The sequence below is a fragment of the Paenibacillus sp. LS-5 genome (assembly GCF_056121505.1).
In genome coordinates, this window is record NZ_JBWAVA010000013.1 from 29,296 (window position 1) to 56,259 (window position 26,964).

The window sequence follows — 26,964 nt, forward strand, 5'->3', positions numbered from 1 at the left end:
CGTGGCATTCATGACGACCTGGAATCTGCAGGGCACGGTCAACCATCTGCTGATCTGCGGGGGCAGCAGCTGCCGGAAGAATAAAGGCGAAGAAGTGTTTGAAGCGATTGAGGACGAGATTGACAAGCAGGGAGCGGCAAGCCAAATACATACCACTGTGACCGAGTGCAACGGAAGATGCTCGGATGCCTGTATTGTGATCTCATATCCAGAGGGAGTCTGGTACAGGGAGATGACGCCTAAGGCAGGCAAAAAACTGGTGCGTAAGCTGCTCCAAGGGGAACAGCTGGAGGACCATATCCTCTATACCTACGATGGCGGACTGCAAGCACATACAGAGAAAGGTACCAAAGGTAAGAAGAAAAAGTAAAAATCACACTGAATAAGATCAAAATACCGTCAAATCGCTGACGGTATTTTTTTTATAATGAGAACAGAGACAAGGGAGTGACCTATAACAAACCATTGAGGTGTGATGACATGGGGCAAAATATTGAGACTTTAACACAAAAGCCGCCGGCCGTGAAGAAGCATAAGGGCTGGTCGCTGCAAAAAGGGGAGACGTTATCCGGTCTGCTCTTTGTAAGCCCGATGCTGATCGGGGTAACGGTTCTGGTGCTGATACCGATCATTGCTACGCTGGTGCTCGGCTTTGCCGACTGGAATTTTGTACAGGGTTTTGACGGCATCCGCTGGGTGGGGCTGCGGAACTTCAGCAATTTGCTGCAGGATGACATGTTCATCCGCTCAGTGCGCAATAACTTTATCTTTCTGCTGACAGTGCCTATATATTTGCTGGTATCTATGGTGCTGGCGATATTGATTGACCGCTATGTATATATGAAGGGTTATTTTAAAATCGCCTATTTCGTACCTTATGTGTCCATGACCGTTGCGGTAGCGATTGTATGGCAGGTGCTGTTCCAGCCTTCATATGGACCGATTAATGAAATGCTGAAGGCTATCGGGATAGCCGATCCGCCAAAGTGGATTGCTGATCCGCATTTTGCCCTGATCTCTATCATGATGATCTCGGTCTGGATCTCCATCGGCTTCAACATGATTATCTACATCGCCGGGCTGCAGTCCATTCCGAAGGATCTCTATGAGGCGGCTGATATTGACGGGGCCAACACCTGGACCAAATTCAGACGGATTACCTTTCCACTGTTGTCACCGACTACTTTCTTCCTGCTTGTAACCGGCATTATTGCTACGTTTAAGGTGTTTGATGTAATCGCAGTGCTGACCCAGGGCGGTCCGATTGGCTCCACAACAATGATGGTCTGGTACTTATATGATACGGCCTTTGTCAATCTTAAGGTTGGCTACGCCTCGGCGATTGCTGTTGTGCTGTTCCTGTTCGTCATGCTGATTACATTCGGGCAGTGGCTGGCGGAGAAGAAATGGGTCAATTACTAGACAGAGAAGTGAGGGAAAAGCATATGGATAAACGTCCAGGTGTCGATTGGCTGAAAATCATAGTTACGGTGGTTATGTTTGCCGGAAGTGTGTTGTTCCTGTTACCTTTTGTATGGATGCTGGTAACCTCTTTCAAGGTAGAGTCGGAAGTATTCGCCTACCCCATCCAGTGGCTTCCGAAGGAATGGAATGCGATTGAAAATTACAAAGCGGTCTGGTTTGGCGACTACCCGTTCACCTTATACTATTGGAATTCGATCAAGGTTGCGGTGATCACTACAGCAGCATCCTGTCTAATCTCGGCCATGGCAGCCTACGGGTTCTCCAAAATTAAATTCCGGGCCAGCAATTTCCTGTTTATGATTGTACTGGTTACGTATATGATTCCAGGGCAGGCGATTCTGATTCCACAGTTTATTATTTACCGCAACATCGGACTGTTCGATAGCCATCTGGGTCTGGTGCTGCTCGGGACCTTCAGTGTGCTGGGTACATTTATGCTACGGCAGTTTTTCATGGGTTTGCACCAGGAGTTCATTGAATCGGCCAAAATCGACGGTGCCGGGCATCCGCGTATTTTCTGGTCGATCGCTATGCCGCTGGTGAAGCCTGCGGTAGCCACCTATGCGATTCTCCGGTTCATCTGGACCTGGAACGATTATCAGAATCCGCTGATCTTCATCCGGAGCGATAAATGGCTGACCCTGCCGATTGCGATCCAGAAGTTCACTTCCATGAGCGGTGAGTTCTACTCCCTAATTATGGCGGCGGCCGTATCGGCTATCCTGCCACTGATTATCATCTTTATTCTGGGTCAAAAGAATGTGATCGAGGGCATCGCTCTTGGCGGAGTGAAAGGTTAAAGATTCAATATAAATAGAAGTAAAAATAATTCAATAAAAGTAAATATTGTTTCATGTGCCAAATGTAAGCGTATTCTATAATTCATTTGTGAGTCACTGATTTATTCAAGGGAGGGTTCAATAATGGGTAAAAGAAAAGGTTGGTCCGCGGCTGTTGCAGGAGTTCTGATGTTAAGCCTGCTGGCAGGCTGCGGCGGCAATACCGGCAATAATAGTGCGAATGGCGGGGCGAACGGGGAAGCGGGTAAGGCAACAAATGGGGCAGCTTCTGGAAGTGCGGAGAAGACCAACCTGCGGCTCTACACGTATGGGACAGAGGAAGCGTACAACTGGAAGCATACTCTGGAAGCCTATGAAGCGGCAAATCCGGGTGTAACCATTGAACTGGTGCAGTTGAGTGAAAAGGGGGACACACAGGAAGCCTTCAAAAAGCTGGATCTGGAGGCAGCCTCCTCCGCGCAGATGGATATCCTGATGTTCAGTGATGCAGCCGGGTATGCCCAGCGCATCGCGCTGGGTATGGCTGAACCGCTGGATGATTATATCGCCAAGGACGGTTTCAAGGTGGAAGAGGATTACAAAGTCGATACCCATCTGGATGGCAAGGTCTATGCCCTGCCTGGCAAATTCAATCCATGGTATGTGCTGTTGAACAAGGATAATCTGGATGAAGCGGGGCTTACTGTTCCGACCGACTGGACCTGGGATGATTTTGCCGACTATGCCCAGAAGTTGACGAAAGGCGAAGGGGCCCAGAAGCGCTACGGTGCGTACTTCCACGGTCCGCAGGCAGGCGGCTGGATGGAATTCCTGAAGCTGAAGATGGAGAACCAGCCGCAGAACTCCGAGTTCCTGAAGGCAGACGGAACCTCCAATCTGGATGATCCGAACTTCAAGGCAACGCTTGCGCTGAGACTGCGAATGGAAAAAGAAGACAAGTCTGCTGTCCCTTATTCGGACATGATCTCCCAGAAGCTGGCTTACCGCACCCAGTTCTTCAACCAGTCAGCCAGTATGATTCTGATTGGAAGCTGGATGAACACAGAAATCGGCGGTACTGAGAAGGTGCCTTTGAACTTTAATGTAGCCGTAGCCCCATTCCCTAAGAATAATGCTGGTGATGAAAATGGCCTGACACCGGTAACTACGGACTATGTGTCTGTTGCCGCCAAATCCAAAAATAAGGAAGCTGCCTATAAATTTGTCCGCTGGTATACAACAGAAGGCCAGCTTGTCCAAGGCAAGAACATTCCAGCTTGGAGCAAAGTAACGAGTGATCAGGTGGAGGGGATTATCGATACCATCCTGGCCGGCACCAAGAACCCGGAGAAGGTCGACAAGAAGTCTCTGGTGGACACGCTTGTGGCTTCCAAAGCATCCGCTATCATTCCACCGGCTACCTACCAGGCTGAGGTCTACAAAGCTATCAATGAGGAGTATGAGAAGATGATCCTTGGTGAACAGGATGTGGACACCACCATCAAGAATTCCCAGGATCGGGTGAATAAAATAATTGCGGCCAATAAAAAATAATTTGCTATAATCATTTCATAGAATGTATACAAGCAAGATAAGTAGATATCTCCTGCAGAAACGGAAGTCCTTTCTTACCAAAGGGCCAAGCCGTTTCTGCTTGTTTCAGGGCAACTAATTCAAGGGGGACACAGCTATGTTCAGCAGACTCAGGGAGCTCGCCCCCACTTCGATCCGGCACAAGCTGATGATCGCTTCCATTGCCTGCATTCTGGTTCCGGCCGCGCTCACGCTGCTTATCTACAATTCATTAACCCAGGAGGCGGTCAAGCGTCAGGCTATTGCCAATGCGGAGGATTCCTTACAGCTGGTGAACGGCTCGGTGACGAACAGCCTGAAGGGGATGCTGACCATCGCTAATTATGTCCAGACCAATCCCGGATTGAAAGCGTATTTCAAGCTTGCAGCCGCCAATAATGTAAGCGGTAACGAATATCAGCGGTTTATGGACCAGAACCGGGTGCTCGAGCAGCTTGATACCCTTACTGTGGTTGGGCAGAACAGTTATGTAACGATTCTGTTGACTAACGATAAATATTATATGAATTATTCTGTTAGCGATTACAATCCGCTGGAGCTGAAGAAGAAGCCCTGGTTCCGCAAGATGACAGAGCTGAAGGGGCTCGAGTCCTACTGGGCTGGTGTAGAGCCAACGGAATTAGCCTATGACAAGTTTGATCATCCGTATCAGGTGACAGTGGCCCGTACTCTACGCCTGGACAGCACCGAAATCTATGGTTATGCGGTTGTGACCATTATGGAGGATCAGCTTCATGATATATTTGGGAATTTGTCGGCTGGACAGAAGGTGGTCTTGCTTGATGGAGAGGACCATATTGTCTCCGGGGGAGACCCGGAGGGCATCGGTAAACTGTTTCCGTACGCGGATGCCGTGAATTCTTTGCAGGCTTCTGAAGTTGCTGACATTGCCGGGGAGCGTTATCTTGTCGTTCAGCAGGAGCTGTCCTTCAACGGTTGGAGGCTGGTACTGATGCAGCCTTACAAGGAGAGCATCGTGGATATCAGTTCTATTTTCAATCGCGTATTTGTAATCCAGCTTATCTCCTTCTTCGTCTTCCTGCTACTGCTGATAACACTTGTCCGCGCCTTTACGAAACCGCTGGTACGGCTCGGCAAAGTAACCACTGCAGTGCAGCGCGGCAATCTGCTGGTGCGCTCCGGAGTCAGGGGCAATGATGAAATCGGACGGCTTGGGCTGATGTTCGACCAAATGCTGGACCGGGTTCAAGAAATGATCGCAGAGGTGTCGGATACCCAGGCGCGCAAACGAAAAGCGGAACTGAAGATGCTCCAGGCCCAGATTAACCCTCATTTTCTGTTCAATGTGCTGAACTCAATCCGCATGAAAGTCATGAAGCGCGGTGATCCGGACAGCGCCAAAATGATCGGCTCCCTGTCGATGCTGTTGCGGATGACAATTAGCCGTGAGGAGGACGAGATTTTTCTGCATGAGGAAATAGATCTCGTCTCGCATTATGTCAGCCTGATGAATCTGCGCCAAAAGGAAGAAGCCAAGGTGCAGTTGGATATTGACCCCAGGGTGTTTCTGATTAAGGTGCCGCGCTTTTTCCTTCAGCCGCTGGTTGAGAACGCCCTCATTCATGGACTCAGCCAGCAGCCAGGGGTGATCAGCATCCGTGCGGCTGTGGAAGAGCGCTATGTGGTTCTGTTAGTCAGTGATAACGGCCGCGGGATGAATGAAGCCCGTCTAGAGAGTATAAGAGGACAGATGCAGTCTGAAACGGCGAAGAACGCTGGCGAAGAAGAGTCCAAAGGCTCTTTCTCCGGGATGGGTATGCATAATGTGGTGGAACGGATGCGGATGCTGTTCGGTGAGGATTTTGTCATCAATGTCCATAGTGAAGTCGGCTGCGGTACCACGATAGACATGCATATTCCGCACAGGGAGGAGATACGGGATGTATAAAGTGATGCTCGTGGATGATGATTATCCGGTGATTGAACTGTTGTCCGAAAGTATCTGCTGGGGGGAGCTTGGCTTCCACCTGATGGGTACGCATGAGAATGGAGAGAGCGCATGGGAGCATGCACAGCAGGAGATGCCGGATATTCTGATTACGGATATCGGCATGCCGCGGATGAATGGACTGGAATTGTCCGCACGTATCAAGGAGCTGAGGCCGGGAGTGCGGATCGCTATTTTATCCTGCCATAATGAATTTCAATATGCTCAGCAGGCGATGCGCCTCAATGTGCAGGACTATTTGCTGAAGGATGCACTGGACCCGGAGGATCTGGTACAGCTGTTGTGCAGGTTCAAGGAATCTATGGATGAAGAGAACCGTGCCGGCTGGGAGGCTTCCCGCATCCGGCAGCTGTTCGGCGAAACAAGGGAGCTGCGCAAGGAACGGAGCATCAAGAACTTCATCCATCAGCCGTTGCTGTCGCCGGAGAAATGGCTGGATGAGGCTGCCGAATACGGACTGTTCCGGCAGGGGGAGTTCTGCCTGCCTGTCATTGCCTACCTGGAAGATTACCGGCATGTGAAATACCGCTTCTCCTCGGATCAGACGCTGCACTTTGCTGTGAGCAATGTGATGAATGAAGTGCTGGACGATATGAAGCCGCGCGGACTATATATTGGCTACAATGTGAAGTCATCGTTCCTGTTATTCTCCTACAGGCCTGGTCTGCAGAGTAATATTTATGCGGATGCCGCCGCCGGGCTTAAGGTAGTCCAATCCACCCTGGCGAAGGTGCTGAAGGTCCGCATGTCCTTCATTATCGGTGCAGGCACCGGAACACCGGAAGGTCTTAAGCAGCAGCTGAATGAGCTGCTGAATGGCGAAGAGCAGCGCTTCTATCTGATGCCGGGAGATATCGTCAAGCGTAAGACAGCACACAGTTCCGCTGCTGTAAGCAATCTGTTTGCACATTATGATCTGGCTGCTGCTGAGCTGCGGGAGGTGCTGCTTGGCCGAAATGTTGGGCAGGCGCGTACCGTGTCCGGGAAGTGGATCTCACTGATTCGTGAGGAACAGTACCCGCCGGAGACGGTCAAGGACTGGACGCTGAAGCTGCTGCTTGACCTGAAGCTGAAGCTGCATTCCCTCCAGTTCATCCGTCCGGCGTATTCGGCCGATACCCTGCACAAAGAGATTGTAGATATTGATTCGCTGCCAGCGCTTCAAGAATGGCTGGATCATCATCTAGAGTCCATCGTTGCGGGGAAAGGGACGGGAGCCGGGGGCAGTAAAAGGACCGAGGTCACAGAGGCCTGCCGATATGTTTCCCTCCGACTGGGAAGCCGGATCAGCCTGGATGAGGTAGCGGACCATCTTCATTTGAACGCCAGCTATTTCAGCAGGCTGTTCAAGAAGGAGACAGGGACTACTTTTATCGAATATGTGACTAAATTAAAGATGGAAAGAGCCAAAGAGCTGCTTGATGGGACCCATTCGACGGTAGGAGAGATCTGTGAACAGCTCGGGTATGACAATCAGAGCTATTTTATAAAGACTTTTAAGGTGCATGCAGGAGTTACACCCGTAGAATACCGCGGGTAGCCCGTGCACCGCAGAGAGAGGCGACATCAGATGCAAAGATCTGAATTGCTTGCGGTGGTACAGAATATGGAGCCAGCCGATATCCGGCTATATGTTCAGAGCGGGGATTCAGCCGGATTCTGGTCGGGGGTAAGAAATTCACCGCTATATGCGGAGGAGGTTGCGGAAATTCGGGCGGAAGGGGACATGCTCAAAGGGAATGCTGCTCCTGAGCTTACCTATGATTTGTTTACTGTTTTTGCCCGCACCGGGTCCAGACTGGAGTATGAACGGCCCTATTTTGAGCGTAGAAGAATGCTGAACACGTCAGTGCTGCTGTCTCTGCTGGAACCGGAGCAGGACACGCATATCCTTGCGGTCTGTGAAATGGTATGGGGTATCTGCAATGAGTATACATGGTGTCTGCCGGCCCATACCGGCAATAGCGGTATTCCGGAGACGATTGATCTGTTCTCGGCAGAAACCGGATTTGCGCTTAGTGAGATCCGTTGCCTGCTTGGGGATAGGCTGCCCTTATTACTGCAGACAAGGATCATGGAAGAGGTTCAAAGGCGATTGTTCGGACCTTATCTGAACTCAGGGCCTTATCACTGGGAGACGGCAACGCATAACTGGGCGGCAGTCTGCGCGGGGTCGGTTGGTGCGGCTGCCATGCTGTTGCTGAAGGACCCGGAGAAGCTTACGGACATTCTGTTCAAGGTACAAGGGACGATGGAATATTATTTGCAGGGCTTTGGCGAAGACGGTGCCTGTCTGGAAGGGATGGGTTACTGGAATTATGGTTTTGGCTATTTTGTATATTACGCTGATTTGCTTCGCAGCAGAAGCCGGGGAGAACTGGATTGGTTCCGGCTGGACAAGGTGAAGAGCATCGCTTCCTTCCAGCAGAAATGTTATCTTGGCGGCAGCGTTGTGGCCAATTTCTCCGATTCGCAGCAGAGAACCAGCGTTTTTCTGGGACTCAGCCACTATCTGAGTACCGTCTATCCTGAAGTAGAGCCGCCTCCTGTTGCGATAAGGGCTCCATATACAGAAGACCACTGCAGCCGCTGGGCGCCGGCGCTTCGGAACCTGATCTGGCGCAATCCGGCGGAGAGCAGGAGCGAGTGGCCCAGCAGCAGCAGCTATTTACCGGATGCAGAGTGGCTGGTAGTCCGGAAGATTATGCCAGATGGGGTATTCGGCTTTGCCGCCAAAGGCGGGAATAATGACGAGCCGCACAATCATAATGATCTTGGCCATTTTATTCTGCTGGGGGATGAAACGGTGTATCTCTCAGATCTCGGCAGCGGTGAGTATACGGCAGGATATTTTGGTAAGGAGCGTTATACCTATGATTGCAACGGTTCCCAGGGTCATAGTGTGCCTATTATTGACGGGCAGCATCAATTACCGGGAGCCGGTGCCTTTGCCAGAGTGCTGGAAGCTGATGCTGGTGAGGATGAGAGTGTACTGAAGCTGGACTTAATCCGTGCTTACGGGTACGGACCGCTGGAGCGGCTGACGCGTTCGTTCAGATGGCAGACGGAAGACAACCTTCCAACCCTTGCGATGACTGACGAATTCCAATTTGCTGAAGCACCTTCGGCATTGATTGAACGGCTTGTGACTCTCTGCAGGCCTGTGCTGGAGGAGGGCAGTGTCCTGCTGCGGGGAACTGGTGAAAAAGGTCTGCGTATCCACTATAATTCCGGTGCGCTGAGGCCGGAGATTTCGGTGCATGTCTACAGCGACCATTTTGGCAAGGACAGGACCTGGTATGGAATGGATTTCCACGCTTCCGGGAACCCGGGCAGGCAGGTCAGCTATGAATTCGAGTTTCAGTTCATTTAAGATATATGATCATTTCCAAATGAATGAATGGCGGTGGCAAAAGATGACAGAGGAAACAAAGCTGGAGTGGGCAGGAGAAGCATGGCATAAAGCGCTGGAGAAAACACGGAAGAACAGCTTACGGATCGGCGCCGGCTTCCCGCATGCGAGTCAAGGCGGACAATATGTGCTGGAGCAGCCATACTGGTGGACGGCAGGCTTCTGGCCTGGCCAGCTGTGGCTTTTGTATAACGACAGCAAGGAAGAGCCTCTGCGGGCGCTTGCCGAGCAATGCGAAGATCAGCTGGACCAAGTGCTGAATGAGTATGTCCGACTAGACCATGATCTAGGCTTCATGTGGACTTTGACCAGCGTAGCTTCCTACAAGCTCCTCGGCAATGAGGTGTCCAGGATCAGAGCACTGAAGGCGGCCAATTTCCTTGCGGCCCGCTTCAATCTGAAGGGCAGTTATATCCGTGCCTGGAACCCCTGGTACGAAGGGGAAGACAACAGGGGGTATGCGATTATCGACTGCGCTATGAATATGCCACTGCTCTTCTGGGCATCGGAGGCCACCGGAGACCCGCGCTACCGGCATATCGCTGAAGCGCATATGGATACGGTGGTGAAGTATTTCATCCGCCCGGATGGTTCCGTCTATCATATTGTCCGTTTCGATCCGGAGAGCGGGGAGTTTATCGAAGGCATCGGCGGCCAGGGTTATGCGCCGGAATCTGCATGGTCCAGGGGAACGGCCTGGGCAATATACGGACTTACGCTTGCTTACCATCACACCGGCAAAACGGAGTACCTTCACACCGCCCAGAAGGTGGCTCATTTCTTCTTGGCGCGTCTGCCGGAGGATAATGTGCCGCATTGGGATTTCCGCGCTCCCGGTGAAGCACGGAACTTCCGGGATTCATCCGCTGGAGCCTGTGCCGCAAGCGGTCTGCTCCTTCTCGCAGATATGGTTGGCGAAGCCGATGCCCCGGTATACCGGGAGCCTGCGGTCCGGATATTGGAATCGTTATACCGCAATTACGGCACCTGGGACAATGATGCGGAAGAGGGCCTAATTCTCCATGGCACCAGCAACTATCCTGCTGGCACGAATATTGACATACCTTTGATATACGGCGACTTCTTCTATGTCGAAGGGCTGGCACGGTTGACGGGCAAAGGACCCTTCTACTGGGAATAAAAGATACAGTTAGGGAGTGGTAATGATGAGCAGCCAACAGGAGCAGATAAAAGCGAATCCGCTGATCACCAAAGCGGACCTGCAGGAAGTCTTCCTGCAGCTTGCCTATCCGCTGAAGCCGCACTACAGCGAAGGGAATGCCCGAGTGAAGCTGGGCGTAACCGGAGTCCATTACGGTCCGGATATTGCCGAAATGGAGGGATTTTCCCGCGTGCTTTGGGGATTCGTGCCTTTTCTCGCCGGAGGCGGGGATGATGACATGTGGGCATTGATCCTGGACGGCATCAGGAACGGCACTGACCCGGGGCATAAGGAATATTGGGGTGAGGTCGCTGATTACGACCAGCGTCTTGTAGAAATGGCGGCATTCGGCTACGCACTGTCGCTGATCCCGGAGCGGATCTGGGTACCGCTGAATAGCCAGGAACGTGCTAATCTGTACGCCTGGCTGAATCAGATGAATTCCCATCCCTGCTACGATTGCAATTGGCTCTTCTTCAACGTGCTGGTGAACCTCGGCTTCCGCACAGCAGGACTGCCTTATGATGAGCAGCAGCTCGAGAATAATCTGCTCCGGATTGATGACTTCTATCTCTCGGATGGCTGGTACAGCGATGGTATCGGCGGACATAGTGATTACTATGTTCCATTTGCTATCCACTTCTACGGCCTTTTGTACGCCAAGCTGATGAGTGATGAAGATCCTGAGCGTTCCCGTCTGTTCAAAGAACGGGCCGGGAAGTTTGCTGCTGAGTTCATCCATTGGTTTGCTGAAGACGGTTCAGCTCTTCCTTATGGAAGAAGTCTGGCGTACCGCTTCGCACAGTCCGCTTTCTGGGGTGCGCTGGCTTTTGCAGAAGTAGAGGTGCTGCCCTACGGGGTGATCAAGGGACTCATTCTGCGCAACATGCGCTGGTGGCTGAGGCAGGATATCCTGAATGAAGAAGGCGTGCTGACCATCGGCTATGCCTACCCTAACCTGGTGATGGCCGAGAATTATAATTCACCGGGCTCGCCTTACTGGTCCTTGAAGTTTTTCATGCCGCTTGCGCTGGCGGACAACCACCCCTTCTGGCTGGCTGAGGAGCTGGCGCTTCCTGAGCTGAAGGCACTGGCTGTTCAGCAGCCCGCGCATTTGGTCATTTGCCGCCGGCCTGAGACAGACCATGTGATGGCCTTCAACAGCGGTCATCTCTCGACCAATGAGCATACACACACTTCCGCTAAATATGAGAAATTTGCATATTCTACGGCTTTTGGATTCAGCGTGCCCCGCTCGGAATGGGGAATTGCCCAGGGTGCGTTCGATTCCATGCTGGCGCTTAGTGAAGCAGAAGATAATCTGTACCGGGTGCGCCGGCAAAATATCGAGACACGGATTGAAGACAATATCCTCTATTCCCGCTGGCAGCCTTGGGCCAATGTCGAAGTGCAAACCTGGGTAGTTGCCGGTCTTCCGTGGCATATCCGCATTCACCGGGTGCAGACGGGGCGGGCCTTGGACGCAGCCGAGGGCGGTTTTGCGGTAGCCCTGGAACCGGCATTTCAAGAATTTCTCTCCGCGGACGGAAAAGCGGCGACCGCTGTGAGCAGCCAGGGCACAAGCGGAGTAATGGGGCTTAGGGGCTACAGTGAAGCTGTGATGATCCTGCCGCATACGAATACGAATGTTCTACGGCCGCGGACTGCCCTCCCCACTCTGCTGGCGGCTCTTACTCCCGGCACACACTGGCTCATATCAGCTTATTATGGGGAGCCTGGAGGAGCGGCAGCGATTTCCACGAACCCTCTGCAGCTTCTCGGCGTACATCTGGCTGAATCCGAGATCAGAATGATCTCCCATTCCGGCCGGAGTCTCGTGATCCCGCTGGATTAACCATTACAAATACGAAACGGCCTGCTGCCAGAATAAAATGGCGGCGGGCTGTTTATTTTTGCGGAGGGGAGGTCTATGATGAAATGAATGAAAAGGAAAATCAAGGGGGAAGTGTAATGTTTGAGAGCTTTGAGATCGGAGACGAAGTGCTGCAGAGTGAAGCGTTCAAACAGGAGGAGGTGCGGTATAATCTAATCCACCGGATTACCGAATATCCTGAAGCAATCCGGCTGACCACGGCAGACCACAAGCTGATATTCACACAATCCCCAGCACATAACCCCTGGCTATGGGTGTCCGAAGCGCTTGAGATAGAGGAGCAGGAACGTCTTGTGCAGCAGCTGGCAGAACGGGTGCAGGCCTATGAGTTTCCTGGAATATCTGCGCATCCGGAGACGGCGAAGGCCTTCGCGGAGGCTTATTGCGGCAGAAAGGGCAAGCTGTATCATACAAATATGATGCTTGAGGCTTATCAATGCCCGGAGGTGCTGAAGCCCGCTCAGGTCAATGGACACTTAGAGAAGGCTAAGGCTGTACATATTCCAGTCATTGCTGAATTTTTGACCGGATTCATGAAGGATGCCTTTGGCGAGATGCTGAACGCTGAGGACTTTTTGACGATAGCTGCTGAAGATGCCGCTTCAGGTGACTTGTACCTGTGGATGGTAAATCAGGCTCCCGTATCGATGGCCAAAATCACGCACCGCTCGGCAAGACATGGACGGATTAATGATGTGTACACTCCTGCAGGTCACCGAAAACAAGGGTATGCAAGCGCACTGGTTGCAGCCCTTTGTGATCAACTGTTGACGGCAGGTGTAACCCCGGTTCTATATGCGGACGGCAAAAATCCCGACTCCAATAAAGTCTACCAGTCGATCGGGTTCCTGCATGCCGGCCAAATTGCTGACCTCAAGTTTGACGGATAGGAAATTTGACTTGCTGCCCACGTGTTGACTATGCTATTACAAAGTGTAAATAATCACACATACATCTAACCAACGGTGTTAAGGGGGCGCACGGGAGTGATGGAGAGGATTCAGGTATGGCCGGAAAAGTTCAAGAAGTTTTTTCTGAATAACCGTTTTGTAGTAACTCTGCTGATCTTGCTGCTGATCGGGGTAAATATATTGATATTCGCCAAAATCCCGTTTATTTTCAAGCCGATTTCAGTCTTGCTGCATACAGTGGCGGCACCGCTGTTGTTATCAGGAATTGCTTACTATCTGCTGAATCCGCTGGTGGATCGGATGGAGCGGCGGAGCAAGATCAGACGCCCCTATGGTATCGTTATTCTGTATCTGCTCATTGCCGGAATTATAACGCTGATTCTGCTTACGGTAATCCCGATGATCCGCAGCCAGCTGGTTGAGCTCATTGATAATTTTCCTAAATACAGTGATCAGATCCAACAGGAATTCATCGACCTGACCGGCAGTAAGCTGTTTGGACAGATTCAGGAGAATGTGGGGACGGATGTCAATGACATTACAAGCAAAGTAACAACTTGGGGCACTTCTTTCCTTAACAATGCGGTGAATGGTGTTGGTAACTTTGTAGGAGCGCTGACGGAGATTGTGCTTGCACTGGTAACCACCCCCTTTATTTTGTTTTATCTGCTGCGCGACGGTAAAAGGCTGCCGGATTATTTGATGAGATTTATTCCAACAGCACTGCAGCCGCAGACACGCATGGTCATGTCAGAGATGAATAGCCAGGTAGCTTCCTATATCCGGGGGCAGATTATTGTCAGCTGCTGCATCGGCGCCTTGCTTTACATCGGATATTTGATTATCGGGCTTAAATATTCGCTGGTTCTGGCGATTGCCGCTGCCTGTACAGCAGTTGTACCTTATCTTGGTCCGGCAATTGCTATTACTCCGGCCCTGATCGTTGCGCTCGTGACCTCTCCGTTCATGCTGCTGAAAATGTTGATCGTATGGACGGCTGTTCAGCTGATTGAAGGCAAGTTCATCTCCCCGCAGATCATGGGTAAGTCGCTGAAGATTCATCCGATTACGATTATTTTTGTGATTATATTTGCCGGTAAAATGTTCGGAGTGCTCGGAATCATTCTGGCCGTACCGGGATATGCCGTACTGAAAGTGGTCGCTACCCATGTCTTCCAGTGGTTCCGTTTCCGCTCCGGACTCTATAAACAGATTGAAGAAAACAAGGAATAACGGGAAGAGGTAGATCAATATATGACAGCATCACTGGTTACTACATTATACGGAAAACTTCAGGGAGCCGAGGAGGAGGGCGTGAAGGTATGGCGCGGGATTCCTTTTGCTGCGCCTCCCGTCGGGAAGCTGCGCTTCCGTGCCCCGCAGCCGCCACAGCCATGGGATAATGTGCGGCAGGCCCTTTCCTTCAGTCCAGTTAGCCATCAGCCTGTAAGTACCAGCGGCACACGATTCGGTGGATTGACTCCTGAATATTCGGAAGACTGTCTATATCTGAATGTCTGGTCTCCTGCTGAAGAAGGGGAGAGCTTGCCGGTGATGGTCTGGATTCATGGAGGAACCTTTGTGACCGGATCCGGCAGTCAGCCGATGTTCGACGGTGCCCGGATGGCCCGCAATGGCAAGGTCGTCCTGGTCACTGTGAATTACCGTCTAGGACCGTTCGGATTTGTACATATGTCCCCATTTGGCAATGGATTAGCTTCAAATGCGGGTCTGCTGGACCAGGTTGCAGCCCTGGAATGGGTGCAAGGCAATATTAACGCTTTCGGCGGTGATCCGCAGCGCGTTACTATTTTCGGAGAATCGGCGGGCAGCATGAGCATCGCTGCCTTACTTGCGATGCCTGCGGCGAAAGGTCTGTTCGCCGGGGCAATTATGGAGAGCGGAGCCGCGCAGACCCTCCAGCCGCAGCAGGGTCAAGAGATTGCAGCAGCGTTGCTCGCTGAACTGGGACTTGCGCCAGGCAGCGACCTGTCAGTGCTGGATACCCTTCCGGCGGAACAGATTCTGGGAGCGGCCGCGCGAATGACCTACAAGCTGTCCGGTGAAGCGCTCAGCATGTTTTTCCAGCCGGTCATCGAGCCTTCCACGGTACCTGCAGATCCTGCTGAAGCTATAGCAGCCGGGGCGGCACAAGGAATTCCACTGCTGATCGGCACCAATCTACATGAGGGGAATCTGTTCTTCCGGGAGGAACGTCCCGGTGAGAGCTTCGAGCAGTCCCTGAAAGCCTTGGAAATGCTGATGGGTATTGACGATCTGGCGGAGCTTGCCGGCGATTATCCGAAGTCATGGGAAGGGCAGGCGGAGTTCCTGACAGACCTCTTTTTCTGGGGCAGCTCGATTGCCTTTGCGGAGAGCCAGTCAGCGGCAGCACCGGTATGGATGTACCGTTTTGACTGGACAGTTCAGGGTCACCCGCTGCTGGAGAAGGCTGTTCATGGAGCTGAAATTCTGTATGTCTTCGGTAACCTGCATCTGTTGAAGCAATATGGCTTAACGGTTACTCCAGCTATGGAGAAGCTGTCCGAACTCATGCAGAAGACCTGGACGGCATTCGCGCACCGGGGGAATCCGTCGATTCCCGGCCTGGAATGGCCGGAATATAGTGCGGACTCACGCGCGACTGTTATTTTTGACGGGGAGACACGGGTGGTGCTGGATCCGGATGCCGAGAAACGCCAGCGGTTATTTTCCGCACAGGCTAATTGGCCGAAGGTCTATTCTGCAGGAACACAATGAGTAAGAGTTACAAATACTAAGTTCCTGGTTATTTACGGCTGTGAAAAATAAAGAGCAGGGCGTCCATTTGCTGGCGGCCCCGCTCTTTTTTCATGCCATGATAACTCTCCAGTTACTTCAATGAGGTATACCCTGTCTTCTCCACCAGTTCCTGTCCCTCTGCCGACTGTATCCAGTCCAGAAACGGTTTAACATTAGGATTCACACTGCCGGCAGTTACAGCATAGAATTCTGAGGTCATCGGATACGTTCCATTGCGGATGCTTTCTTGATCAGGCTGGACACCATCAATGGCAAGGAGTTTGATCTGATCGTTTTTGTTCATCTTGGTCGTATAGAACAGAAAGCTGAAGCCAAGCGCATTTTTGAAGTTGCGGTAGTCTGAGGTTTGGCTGATGATCCCGCTCATCAGATCCATTACATCTTCCTGCGGCGGAGTCATCAGGGGGCGGTCATCCATGATCTTCTCAAGCATCGTCTGGCTGCCGCTACCCTCATCCCGCTGAAAGGCCCGGATCCGGTCGTTTTTGCCGCCAACCTCTTTCCAGTTCTTGAGTTGGCCAGCATAGATGTCCTTAATCTGTTCAGTAGTTAGTGAGGACACCGGATTCCGCTTGTTGACAAAAAAGACAAATGCTTCACGTCCGATCGGCGTAAGCTTCAGCTCTTTTCCCGCCCGTTTGGCCTCTTTCTGCTGGGCGAGTGAAGGGGCTGCAGCAAAAATAATGTCGCTCTCCCCGGCAATCAGCCGTTTATAAGCAAAGGCAGTGGAGGAGCACAGGAGGGTATTATCATCATTAATTTCGTAAGGGTCGTAATGATCTTCCGGATACACCGCCTGTACAAAAGCGGAATATAGCGGAAATAGAGCCGTTGCCCCATCCAGACGCGGAAGTTGAGTCGTGATGTGGTAGGTTGCGGGCTTATCCAGGGCGGCAGCCTTAGTATTGACCTCGAAAGGTTCGTACTGATTGAGGATCACCTCATGGTCATCGACCACAGCCAAGCTGTTCACATAAGCTTTGTTCAGCTCATAACCGGCTGTGGACAGAAGGCACAATCCGGCGAAGACCGCAAGAGACAGGTTCCGAGCCCGGCTGGACAGCAACCCGAAAATAGACATCACCGAATAAACAGCCAGTCCGCAGCCAACCACTACTACAAGCGGTGCGTAAAAGGCCAGCCCAAGGATTAAAGCAGCAAAGAAATAGCCGATAAATCCGGCAAATGCTATGACACTCAGGGCCAGTACAGAGTAGAGCAGATTTAATGCAAAGGGTCTTTTCACAGCGGCCTCTCTTTCCCCAGAGAAAATATGGATAAAATAAACACATTTATATTATATATGATTCAGCCCCTCATTTCTTCCAAATTATGAGAGTGTGGTGAGGCTTCAGGAATGCTGTGTTAATGAAAAAAATGTGAATATTTTCATAAAGGGCTGGACGAAACGGGCAAACGGCGTTATCCTGAGATTGTGAAAAATATAACGGAATACAAGATTCTCGGGGAAAGGTGAAATTCCTGACCGGCGGTGTTGTTCAAAGCGAACTAAGCCCGCGACTTCTCTTCTCTGTAATGGAGGAAAGAACTGATCTGGTGACAATCCAGAGCCGACGGTAAAGTCCGGATGGGAGAGGATCATAAGACAAAGAAGACAGGTTTATTTCTACTTGTGTCTTTGCCCTAAACAACCCCCGAATGACGTCCTTTTCAGACGTTGTTGGGGGTTTTGGTCTCTTATCGAGGGTTTGTATCGACAAGGAGAATGTATGATGAGTCAAGCTACTGCTTCATCTTCGGGAGTCCGCACAGCACCACTGCGGAGCGGATTCTGGCTGGTTGTTATGGGCGCTGCACTATGGGGCGTCGATCCGCTGTTCCGCATTATTCTGCTCAAATCATTGACCTCTTCACAGATTGTGCTGCTGGAGCATGTCGTGCTCTTTTTAGCCGCCTCACCTGTGCTGTGGCGCCACCGTGCTGAACTTAAGTCGGTCCGGCTGCGTCAGGCCGTAGCGCTGCTTATTGTATCCTGGGGCGGGTCAGCCGTGGCTACGATACTCTTCACCAAGGCCTTGTCTACAGGCGATCTTAATGCGGTCCTCCTGCTGCAAAAGCTGCAGCCGCTGTTCGCCATCGGTCTGGCCGCTGTTATTCTCAAGGAACGCCTGTCGAGAAACTTCGGGCCGCTGATCCTCGTCGCATTGGTCGGCACCTATCTGCTGACCTTCGGCTGGACGATTCCGTTTGGCCATGTGAACAGCTTCATTGGTGTCAGCAGTCTAATGGCGCTGGGAGCGGCCGCCTTATGGGGCGGATCAACGGTTATGGGACGATATCTGCTGGGCTCGATGAAATACGAAACGGTCACATCCTTACGCTTCATCCTGGCGTTACCTTTGCTGTTCGTCATTACAAGTATGGAGGGAGCCCCTTGGCAGATCCATGGCGGGCTGGGGACATCTTCGGCGATTGCGGTCAATCTGCTACTGCAGGCGCTTCTGCCAGGACTGCTCAGTATGCTGCTCTATTACAAAGGCCTCAACACCACCAAAGCCTCCTTTGCTACACTTGCCGAGCTTAGCTTTCCAATGACGGGTATCCTGATTAACTGGATTGTCTATCACCAGCTTGTTACATTACCGCAGATTGTCGGCTTTGCGCTGATCTGGACGGCATTGTTCTTCATCTCGAACCAGCAGAGCCGGCAGGCAGTACCGGCAAGCCTTGAGCTGTCCTTAGCAAAACGTACCGCCTGAGGGGAGTGACCCCAGGGCACTGATGAACAAAGAGATGCCTTCTGGCCATTTGGCCGGGAGGCATCTCTTTGTTTGAATTTACCAGAGATAGCAGACCGGGTCAGATGATCACTCAACCTGCTGGCGATTAGCAATCAGTAGTCCATATTAGGAGTGAGTACGATGGAGCTATAACCTAACTGCATCAGCTGTTCGCGGGTCAAATACAATCTGCCCCCGGTGATGAAGCTGTTCGAGGGTGTAAGCGCCAGACTGGCACTGCTGCTAGTTAGCTCATACCGGTAATCCGCTGCCTTATAGGATGACTTTTGCGGCTGCAGCCGGAGATCCCAGCCGAGAGCTGCAGCTAGTGGCTTAACGGGTAGCCAGGTTACCCCCTGTTTGGCAAATGCTGCCGGGATCCCGACACTTGTACCATTCACATTAACGAAGTACTCATTCTCCTGCACAACCGGCACCTGGACTACAGGCAGCTCATTCACTGTCATTTCTTGCGGAAGCTTCGATACCGGCGGTGGAGAGGTGTACGGGAATAAAGTCTTCATTTCATTATTGCCGTTCAGCAGTCTTGAGGTACCTGTCTTTAAGTCATAGACCCACGGCAGGCGCTGAGGCTCATTCTTGACGTAGAGCAGAATGTCTTTTGCAAGGTTCCAGTTGTACAATGTGCCTTTCAGCAGTTCTTTGCGCTCACCGGTGACTGGATTATAGGTCCTGATCACATTCTGCTTCGCAGCTTCAAGATATCCGTTCTCCAGCAGGGTATGTCCATTCAGCCAGAAGGCGTCAAACCTTCTTTCGGTGGAATTGTAGATCGTGACGGCGCCGGTTTCCATATTTTTAAGGTAATAATCCCGGATCTTGGCAACGTGGCCGCTATAAGGCTTAACCCCCGGGACGAAGAGATAACGGGAGCGTTCAAGATATCCCCATTTGCCGTCAGGAGAAACCGTGTAGGGGGTTTTGCGGATAATGGTTTCTTTTTTCACATCGTAGACATAGCTTTGCTCCGGATCATCATAACCGGACAGCCTGAGTTGCCCGCTGCCATCCTGAATAAAAGAATGGAAAGGCTCCTGCCATTTGGCATAGCTCCCATCCGCCTGTCTGGCAATAACTGCAGAATCGAAATGATCACCATTTAACTGGCTGACAGAGTACAGCTCGATTCCCTTCGCTTCATCCTGATAAGTCTCATAGACTTGGATCTTGTCGGCAGCGTGAGCTGTAAGCGGTAGTGATAGAGCCAGAAGCATAGCAGCAGTAGCTCCCAGGCGGATAGTCATTTGTAGAGTTCTTTTCATTGCGGCTTCATCCCCTTTTGTTAATATCTGTTAATATAGACGGCATGAACTGCGGGAAAGTTTCGCAAAGGCTGTGATTACATGCGTATTCCAGTGATTACCTTTGCGTCCTTGAAGAAACTTTGTACAATAAGAGCTACTGACTCTGGCACGGGGTGTGAAACGGATGTACAAATATAATTTGTTTAGCAAAATCGTAGGGATCATGGTCATTATGCTCATCCCGATCACCCTTCTGTATTTCTTCTCCAACAAAACAACTACCGATGTGCTGCGCAGTGAGCTGAACACCTCGAATAATACCCAGCTCCGCTTTTTTCAGAACCAGGTGGAGACCCAGATGGAGCTCCTGTCCTCCTGGCCGATCCTGCTCATTCATGATCCTGATATTTTGACGCTGAAGGATATGGCTCCGGAACAAGATAACTTGAATCTTAAGGCAATCCAGCTGGTAAAGCGCATACAGACCAAAATCAGCATTCAGGAAAGCTCCTCCAATTGGAACAGCAGGCTGTCGCTTTATTCTCCGGCTGTTCACCGGATGGTAACAGAGAATGATGCGCTGCCGTATCGTGATGAAGAGCTTAGGGAAGAGGTCAAATCTGGGTGGCAGGTGAAGAAAATCAAGGATCAGGGCGAAGAACGTTTTCTGTTTTCCTGGTTTTCCTATACACCATCTATGCCGCAGTTCTCTCCAAGCAGCGCAGCGACGATTATGAAGGTAGAGTTCAACAGCCGGAATATCGAGGATATGCTGGATCAATTCAAGAGCGATGGCAGAAGAGACCCATTCTATTATAAACAGGGTACAGGACTGATTTTTAACCGCAGTGCTGACCGGGTTGTTGCAGAGCAGCTGGTGAAACAGCTGAAACAGACAGAGCTGACTGGAAGCGGGAACCGGACACTAAAGATTGGGCAGAAGTCCTACAGTGTCAATATCGCCTATTCTCCAAAAATGGGCTGGACCCTGATCGACTATATGCCGCTGTCGGAGATTCTGCAGCCCATACATACCTCCAACCGGCTGTTTTATTTCTCAGTCAGCGCCTTGCTGCTAATGAGCTGTCTTACGGCTTATTTATTGTATGTGCAGGTGCAGGTGCCTGTCAGACAGCTGGTAGGCGGATTTCAGCGGCTGAAGCAGGGGGATTATTCGGTACGGGTGGGGATCAGAGGCAGGAACGAATTCAGTTTCCTCTCGATCCGGTTCAACAGCATGGTGGAGCAAATGCAGGAATTGATTGAAAAGGTGCTGATGGAAAAGATTCATGTCCGCGAAGCCCGGCTGAAGCAGTTGCAGTCACAGATCAATCCGCATTTTTTCTACAATTGTTTCTCCTTCATTACAAGTATGGCGAAGCTGGACAATATGAAAGCGGTGGTTGGCATGTCCCACCATTTGTCCCGTTATTACAGGTACACCACCCGGCAGGAGCGGGAGATGGTCCCGCTGCCCGAAGAGGTGGAATTCGTGACGCATTATCTGGAGATTCAGAATATGAGAATGAGCCGGCTGAACTATACCATCAGTATTCCGCCGCAAATGCGAAGAATGGTCATTCCACCGCTTATCCTTCAGCCCTTGGTGGAGAATGCGGTGCTGCATGGCATAGAGCCCGTGGCACGGGCAGGCCAGATACGGATTACCGGTGCTTGCCACGGCAGAAGGATGATGTTGAAGGTTGAAGATGACGGGGAGGGCATGACCCCGGAACAGATCGCCATGCTGGAGCAAAGGCTGAACCGGGCAATGGACGACGAAATGGGCTGCGGGCTCTGGAATATCCATCAGCGAATGCATCTGCGCTTTGGCGATGAGGCCGGTATCGCCTTTGCACCTTCACCGCTGGGGGGGCTGCAGGCTACACTCTACTGGCTTCTGCCCGCAGATCAGCCTGAGAATGCGTATAGGGAGGGACAAGAATGATTGAACTGTTGCTGGTGGATGATGAATCCTATGTAACCGAAAGTCTGGCCCGGACCATCCCTTGGAATGTGCTTGGAGTGCAGGAGGTGCACCAGGCTGCTTCGGCAATGGAAGCACTGGAGATTCTGGAGCGGCAATCGATTGATATTATGGTTACGGATATTTCCATGCCGGGGATGGACGGGCTGCAGCTGATTGAGGCAGCGACCGCCAGATGGACGAATCTGCGCTGCATTCTTCTAACCGGGTATTCCGACTTTGGCTATGCCAAGAAAGCGATTCAGCTTCAAGCCATTGACTATATCCTTAAGCCGGTAAGCGATGAGGAGTTCATACACAGTGTCTCCAGTGCCATAGAATCCTTGAGGGATGAATGGGACGCTCATGATAAATACCATCGGCTGCTGTATACCCGTAAAGGGGATTTTAGTGTGCTCCGCGGCAAGCTGATGCACGATCTGCTGCTTGGGAAGCAGATGTCTGAACAGGCACTTGTCCAGAAGCTGAGGGCCTATGAACTCGGCATTGAGTCTGGTGCGGAGTCTGCGCTGCTGCTTGTTCAGCTTGGAAGGCACTATTTGACAATGGACCCGGATTCCATCTCTCTGATGGAATATGCTATCGGCAACATTGCCGAAGAGATCTTTCACAGCCATTTCGGTGTATGGTTCTGCAAAGCACCCCATGATTGCCTGGTGCTGCTGGTGCAGCCTAATAAAGAAGCCCAGCGGGAATTTTTATGGACAGACCCTTATGAATCCATACGTCATGAATGGTTAGAAGAGGCGATTAGGCGTTTTCAGGGAGCGGTCAGCAGTTATCTGAAGGGAGAAATCTCACTGACCGTTACGGAGTGGTTTGTTTTTCCGGACGGTATGACGGCCTCGTACCGTAGCGGACTCGGATCCATGGTGTTATCAACGCCTGCTGAGTCCGGTACAGTTGTGTTTCTTGAGGAACAGCATGCGGCGGAGCCGATGGCTTACAAGCCGCTGGACAGCTTATACCGTCCGCCCACCTTGATTCATTTACTGGAATCGAAGCAATGGGAAGCTGTCCGCGGCAAGCTTGAGGATGTGTTCCGCGACATGGAGCAGACGCCTTTTACCAGGGAACATTTGTATGAGTTATTCCTGTCCATTACCAACGCATATATGTACATTGCCCACAAGAGCGGCCAGAGCATGCTTCAGATGAACCAGCTTGTCTTTGATCCGCTTCTGGCCCAGGATCTGAGTTCATCCGGCAGCAGGCTTCGGGGATGGGCGTTTGAACTGCTGGACAGATTGCAGGCAGAACTGTCGGAGAGCGATCAATACGCGAAAAGCTATATCATCAAACAGGTGCATTCGCTGGTAGGAAGTCCATCGGGTCATGAGTTGTCCGTTAAGACGATAGCTGACCAAGTCTATCTCCATCCGGTATATTTATCCAAAATCTATAAAGCCGAGACTGGAGAAGCCCTTGGGGATTATATCATCCGCATGCGGATGGAGCGTGCCCTGTATCTGCTCAAGCATACGAACAAGAAGGTCTATGAGATTACGACGGAGCTGGGCTATCAGAACCCGCAGTATTTCAGTAAAATGTTCAAAAAACATTATGGGATGACCCCCAATGAATTCCGTGAAGGATAAAGTGGATCAGCTGGATCAAGGAGAGGGGATAAGGATGAAGGCGGGCAGAAAAACCAGGTTGCTTCTAGGGTTTGTCAGTGTCATGCTGGCAGTCAGTCTCGCAGGCTGTAAGGACAAGGATACCGGAGATATCCCGCATAACCCTAATTCAGATCCCATCTCCCCTGCGGCAGCTGTGAATGAGAATGCCTACAAGGACAAATATGACCCTGAAGTGACGATCACAACCGCCTGGGGTGTAGACCCGGAGCTGAAATTCAAGAACGGTGAATCCATTGAGCACAATGTAGCTACCCGCTGGGCCAAGGAGATGTTCGGCATTAATATCCAGACCCTCTGGTCCATCACTGACACCAATGGGGCGTTCGGGACCAAGCTTCGCCTTGCTTTGTCTTCGGGCCAGGAAATGCCCGATATTGTGACTATAGGTACGGCAGATACCGCGATTGCCCAAGATCTGATTGATTCCGGGCTGTATGCCGAGGTGGGAGAACTCTTCGATACCTATGCCTCCGATACGTGGAAGGAAGCGATGGCCCAGGACCCGGCTGTGTGGAATCCCTACAGCCGCGGAGACCGGAAAATGGGTCTGCCTGTTCTTGATTACGCCTATAATCATGATTATATTATGTGGTACCGCCAGGATTGGCTGGACAAGCTGCACCTGCAGGTACCCACAACCATGGATGAGCTTGAGAAGGTAATGGAGGCGTTCAAAAACCACAATCCGGATGGCTTAGCTCCGGATCAGGTTACTCCGCTGAGCATCGGCTTCAAGTCTACGATGAACACATGGATGGGCGACCCCTCCTGGATCTTCGGTGCTTATGGCGCTCTGCCGCAGCAATGGAATATCGGCCCAGGCGGCAAGCTGGAGTACGGTTCGGTGAACCCGGCGATCGCGCAGGGGCTGGCGAAGCTGAAGGAGTGGCACAGCAAGGGCTATATTCCTCATGAGGCAGCGCTCTGGGATGAGAACAAGACTGCGGAGCCTGCTGTTGCAGGCACCGCAGGGATTATACCAGGCCCTTACTGGATGAGCGGCTGGCCTTTGCAGGATACGCTGCAGAATGCGCCAGATGCGGTTTGGACGCCAGGGGTTATTCCCGCAGGACCGGATGGAACGGTCATGCGCCATGGGACCCATTTCTCCAATGGTGTTACACTGATCAGCAAAACCATGAAGCACCCGGAAGCTTTTTTTACTTATGAAAATTATTTGTTCGACAACTTTGCGGCCCCGCAGCCGGGAAGCGGGCTTGAATACGGGTTGTTCGCAGGCTATGACTATGAGCTAAGCGCCAGCGGCAAGATGCTGCCCAGTGACAAGATTTCTGGAGGCTATGTGAACAGCATCCGTTATCTGCTGGTACGCGACGGAGCCCGTGTCCCTTACGCCCAGCTCCAGGCGATGCTCAATCTTGCCGATGGCAAGAGTCCATCTACCCGGCTGGAGAAGGATATCTCGGTCAACTATGGCAAAAGCACCCCGGCTGCAGCCAGATTGCTTTTACTTCAGAAGGACAAATCCTATAAGGACATGTTCACCGGACCCGCAACTGAGACCATGAAATCCAGACTCGACTATCTGAACAGCCTGGAGAATGAGACATTTAGTGCGATTATATACGGAGAACAGCCGCTGGCCGCTTTTGATGAATTTGTGGCCTCCTGGAAAGCGGGCGGCGGTGCACAGATTACCCGAGAAGTTAATGAATGGTATGCCAGTGTCAATTCTGAAGAAGATGACGAGGGTACCGTACGTTGAAGCTAGGCAAGGGACGTTACGTTTCCGGCGCCCTTCCCAATAAAAAATATAACGGCTGTGCGGTCTTGTGAAAGACCGCGCAGCCGTTTTTACTTCTTGGATTTTAGAGGAACCTAGTTTAGAAATGCATCCAGTGCCACTGTAGGTTTGCCGTAGGAATCAAATGCGCCTTTCGTATAGTTGTACCAGGTGCCGTAACATTCAGGCTCCCAATAGAAGACGCCAATGCCTTTGCCTCCGCTAACGGATTTGGTGTTGCTGATAATATTCTTTTGTGCGCTTTTGGAAATCAAAATTATGTACACACAAGAGTAAAAATAAACCTTTTCTCCCATACTACCCTTAATCTTGCTCGAAGCCGCATCACATCAGATCCTTCAGGAGGTGTCCGCGCATGACTGCCCATCCGGCTCCAGCGATTTACATACAGCTCAAAAACCGGGTGACAGTCCCCAAAGGCAAAGCAGTTCTGCTGCGGGATGTGGCCTACCTGATAACCGATCCGGAGTGGAGGGAACCGCTATATTCGCTGCTGCTGCTGGATCCTGTGCAAAGTGACGGGAATCTGATTCTGGTTGATCTGCTGACGGTGATTCCGAAGATCCATAACCTGCTGCCAGGTGCGGATATTCAACCGATTGGCGAGGGCCGGACATTGGTACAGATTAAAGGGCCTGCCGAGTCGCGCAAACCGTCCGTTGCTTTGTTTGTCCTGGTCTGGCTACTGCTGTTCTTCGGCTCGGCGCTGACGATTATGAATTTCCATGCCGATGTGAGCATGCTGGAAGTGCAGGTCAGGATTGTCGAGATGCTGACTGGACGACGGGATGAACATCCGTATGTGTTTCAAATTGCCTATTCGCTGGGCATCGGGTTTGGCATGGTGATTTTTTTCAATCATCTTTTTAAGAAAAAATGGAATGAGGAGCCGACTCCGCTCGAAGTGGAGATGTTCCTCTATCAGAAAAATATCGACCATTATGTAGTTAACGAAGAGTACAGCAAATTACAACGCCGTGGAGATGAAACCTCCGGGCATTCGGGGGAAGGAACATGACCGCACAGCTGACGCTGGCGCTGAATCTGCTGCTGGGCATTGCCGGAGGTATTGCGGTGGGCGGCGGGGTGATCGCTCTTTTCATTGTGCTGGATATGGTGCCCAGATTGGCCCAGCTCACCTCCTCCTACGATAAAGTGCATTGGTATGAAGGGGCGATGGTGGGAGGGGCGCTGCTGGGTACCATGTCTGATTTCTGGAACTGGCGGATTGCCGCCGGTCCGCTGGTGGAGCTTGCGGTTGGCCTGTTTGACGGAATATTTGTCGGGATGCTGGCTGCGGCCCTGACCGAGGTACTGAATGTGCTGCCAATACTGGCCAAACGTCTGCACATGACTCATCTGCTCTTCGGACTGCTCATGGCTATGGTCTGCGGCAAGGTTGCGGGTTCTTTGTTCGATTGGTTTGTGTACCGACAGTAAAAGGAGGTTATTATGTGGTTAAGTATGTTCACAGCGGATATTACATGAAAGAACCACAGGACAAGGGACAGGAGGATGAAAAGGACCGCGTGGACGCAGGGGAGACGGATACTGAAGCG

The 26,964-nt window shown here is 51.5% G+C and carries 21 protein-coding genes and 1 riboswitch; of the genes, 18 read left to right on the forward strand and 3 right to left on the reverse strand.

Features of this window, described 5'->3' with window-relative positions; genetic code table 11:
• The first annotated feature begins 10 nt into the window (after positions 1–10).
• The 12 genes from AC0MA3_RS18260 to AC0MA3_RS18315 all read left to right on the forward strand — a co-directional run bounded on the left by AC0MA3_RS18260 (position 11) and on the right by AC0MA3_RS18315 (position 15,965).
• Entirely contained in the window at positions 11–370 is a 360-nt protein-coding gene (locus AC0MA3_RS18260) for a (2Fe-2S) ferredoxin domain-containing protein (RefSeq protein ID WP_474657236.1), read from the forward strand.
• Positions 371–480: 110 nt separating this feature from the next.
• Entirely contained in the window at positions 481–1,422 is a 942-nt protein-coding gene (locus AC0MA3_RS18265; protein WP_474657237.1) for a carbohydrate ABC transporter permease, read from the forward strand.
• A gap of 23 nt (positions 1,423–1,445) precedes the next feature.
• On the forward strand, positions 1,446–2,285 hold the full coding sequence (locus tag AC0MA3_RS18270) for a carbohydrate ABC transporter permease (RefSeq protein WP_379162130.1): 840 nt from the start codon (positions 1,446–1,448) through the stop codon (positions 2,283–2,285).
• 123 nt (positions 2,286–2,408) lie between these two features.
• Positions 2,409–3,818 (forward strand): ABC transporter substrate-binding protein, encoded by a 1,410-nt coding sequence (locus AC0MA3_RS18275; protein WP_474657238.1) that lies wholly within the window; start codon positions 2,409–2,411, stop codon positions 3,816–3,818.
• Between the two features lie 136 nt (positions 3,819–3,954).
• Positions 3,955–5,766 (forward strand): cache domain-containing sensor histidine kinase, encoded by a 1,812-nt coding sequence (locus AC0MA3_RS18280; RefSeq protein ID WP_474657239.1) that lies wholly within the window; start codon positions 3,955–3,957, stop codon positions 5,764–5,766.
• Positions 5,759–7,366 carry a response regulator transcription factor gene (locus AC0MA3_RS18285; RefSeq protein WP_474657240.1) on the forward strand — a complete coding sequence of 536 codons (1,608 nt, stop codon included), beginning with the start codon at positions 5,759–5,761 and terminating at the stop codon, positions 7,364–7,366. Before AC0MA3_RS18280 ends, AC0MA3_RS18285 begins: the two co-directional genes overlap by 8 nt.
• A 30-nt stretch (positions 7,367–7,396) precedes the next feature.
• Positions 7,397–9,199, forward strand: coding sequence for a heparinase II/III family protein (locus AC0MA3_RS18290; protein ID WP_474657241.1), 1,803 nt, complete (start codon positions 7,397–7,399; stop codon positions 9,197–9,199).
• A 43-nt stretch (positions 9,200–9,242) separates the two neighbouring features.
• Positions 9,243–10,379 carry a glycoside hydrolase family 88 protein gene (locus tag AC0MA3_RS18295; protein ID WP_474657242.1) on the forward strand — a complete coding sequence of 379 codons (1,137 nt, stop codon included), beginning with the start codon at positions 9,243–9,245 and terminating at the stop codon, positions 10,377–10,379.
• A gap of 25 nt (positions 10,380–10,404) precedes the next feature.
• The gene (locus AC0MA3_RS18300; protein ID WP_474657243.1) at positions 10,405–12,255 is read left to right on the forward strand and encodes a DUF2264 domain-containing protein; all 1,851 of its coding nucleotides are present in this window, start codon (positions 10,405–10,407) and stop codon (positions 12,253–12,255) included.
• A gap of 83 nt (positions 12,256–12,338) precedes the next feature.
• Positions 12,339–13,184, forward strand: a complete 846-nt coding sequence (locus tag AC0MA3_RS18305; RefSeq protein ID WP_474657244.1) for a GNAT family N-acetyltransferase — start codon at positions 12,339–12,341, stop codon at positions 13,182–13,184.
• A 99-nt stretch (positions 13,185–13,283) separates the two neighbouring features.
• Positions 13,284–14,438 carry an AI-2E family transporter gene (locus AC0MA3_RS18310; protein ID WP_379162540.1) on the forward strand — a complete coding sequence of 385 codons (1,155 nt, stop codon included), beginning with the start codon at positions 13,284–13,286 and terminating at the stop codon, positions 14,436–14,438.
• 21 nt (positions 14,439–14,459) lie between these two features.
• Positions 14,460–15,965, forward strand: a complete 1,506-nt coding sequence (locus tag AC0MA3_RS18315; protein ID WP_474657245.1) for a carboxylesterase/lipase family protein — start codon at positions 14,460–14,462, stop codon at positions 15,963–15,965.
• A gap of 112 nt (positions 15,966–16,077) precedes the next feature.
• Here the strand turns inward: AC0MA3_RS18315 and AC0MA3_RS18320 are convergent, their stop codons facing one another.
• Positions 16,078–17,253: a PstS family phosphate ABC transporter substrate-binding protein gene (locus AC0MA3_RS18320; protein ID WP_474657246.1), complete on the reverse strand. Its 1,176-nt coding sequence runs from the start codon at positions 17,251–17,253 to the stop codon at positions 16,078–16,080.
• Between the two features lie 209 nt (positions 17,254–17,462).
• Positions 17,463–17,611, forward strand: a riboswitch (FMN riboswitch).
• A gap of 129 nt (positions 17,612–17,740) precedes the next feature.
• Here AC0MA3_RS18320 and AC0MA3_RS18325 point away from each other — a divergent pair.
• Positions 17,741–18,727 (forward strand): DMT family transporter, encoded by a 987-nt coding sequence (locus AC0MA3_RS18325; RefSeq protein WP_474657247.1) that lies wholly within the window; start codon positions 17,741–17,743, stop codon positions 18,725–18,727.
• A 134-nt stretch (positions 18,728–18,861) separates the two neighbouring features.
• On the opposite strand, the gene AC0MA3_RS18330 is transcribed toward AC0MA3_RS18325, so the two are convergent.
• Positions 18,862–20,031 carry a hypothetical protein gene (locus tag AC0MA3_RS18330; protein ID WP_474657248.1) on the reverse strand — a complete coding sequence of 390 codons (1,170 nt, stop codon included), beginning with the start codon at positions 20,029–20,031 and terminating at the stop codon, positions 18,862–18,864.
• Positions 20,032–20,197: 166 nt separating this feature from the next.
• On the opposite strand from AC0MA3_RS18330, the gene AC0MA3_RS18335 reads away from it, so the two are divergent.
• Genes AC0MA3_RS18335 through AC0MA3_RS18345 form a run of 3 tightly spaced genes read left to right on the forward strand, consistent with a single transcriptional unit; the run spans position 20,198 to position 25,366 of the window.
• A complete protein-coding gene (locus AC0MA3_RS18335; protein ID WP_474657249.1) occupies positions 20,198–21,961 on the forward strand; it encodes a sensor histidine kinase in 1,764 nt (587 codons plus the stop codon).
• Entirely contained in the window at positions 21,958–23,598 is a 1,641-nt protein-coding gene (locus AC0MA3_RS18340) for a response regulator (RefSeq protein WP_474657250.1), read from the forward strand. The genes AC0MA3_RS18335 and AC0MA3_RS18340 overlap by 4 nt, the downstream gene beginning before the upstream one ends.
• Before the next feature lie 34 nt (positions 23,599–23,632).
• Entirely contained in the window at positions 23,633–25,366 is a 1,734-nt protein-coding gene (locus tag AC0MA3_RS18345) for a type 2 periplasmic-binding domain-containing protein (protein WP_474657300.1), read from the forward strand.
• A 113-nt stretch (positions 25,367–25,479) separates the two neighbouring features.
• Here AC0MA3_RS18345 and AC0MA3_RS18350 read toward each other — a convergent pair whose 3' ends face one another.
• Positions 25,480–25,659: a hypothetical protein gene (locus AC0MA3_RS18350; protein WP_379162170.1), complete on the reverse strand. Its 180-nt coding sequence runs from the start codon at positions 25,657–25,659 to the stop codon at positions 25,480–25,482.
• Positions 25,660–25,760: 101 nt separating this feature from the next.
• On the opposite strand from AC0MA3_RS18350, the gene AC0MA3_RS18355 reads away from it, so the two are divergent.
• Positions 25,761–26,423, forward strand: a complete 663-nt coding sequence (locus AC0MA3_RS18355) for a stage V sporulation protein AA (RefSeq protein ID WP_474657251.1) — start codon at positions 25,761–25,763, stop codon at positions 26,421–26,423.
• The gene (locus tag AC0MA3_RS18360; protein WP_379162177.1) at positions 26,420–26,845 is read left to right on the forward strand and encodes a stage V sporulation protein AB; all 426 of its coding nucleotides are present in this window, start codon (positions 26,420–26,422) and stop codon (positions 26,843–26,845) included. Before AC0MA3_RS18355 ends, AC0MA3_RS18360 begins: the two co-directional genes overlap by 4 nt.
• Positions 26,846–26,964 lie beyond the last annotated feature (119 nt).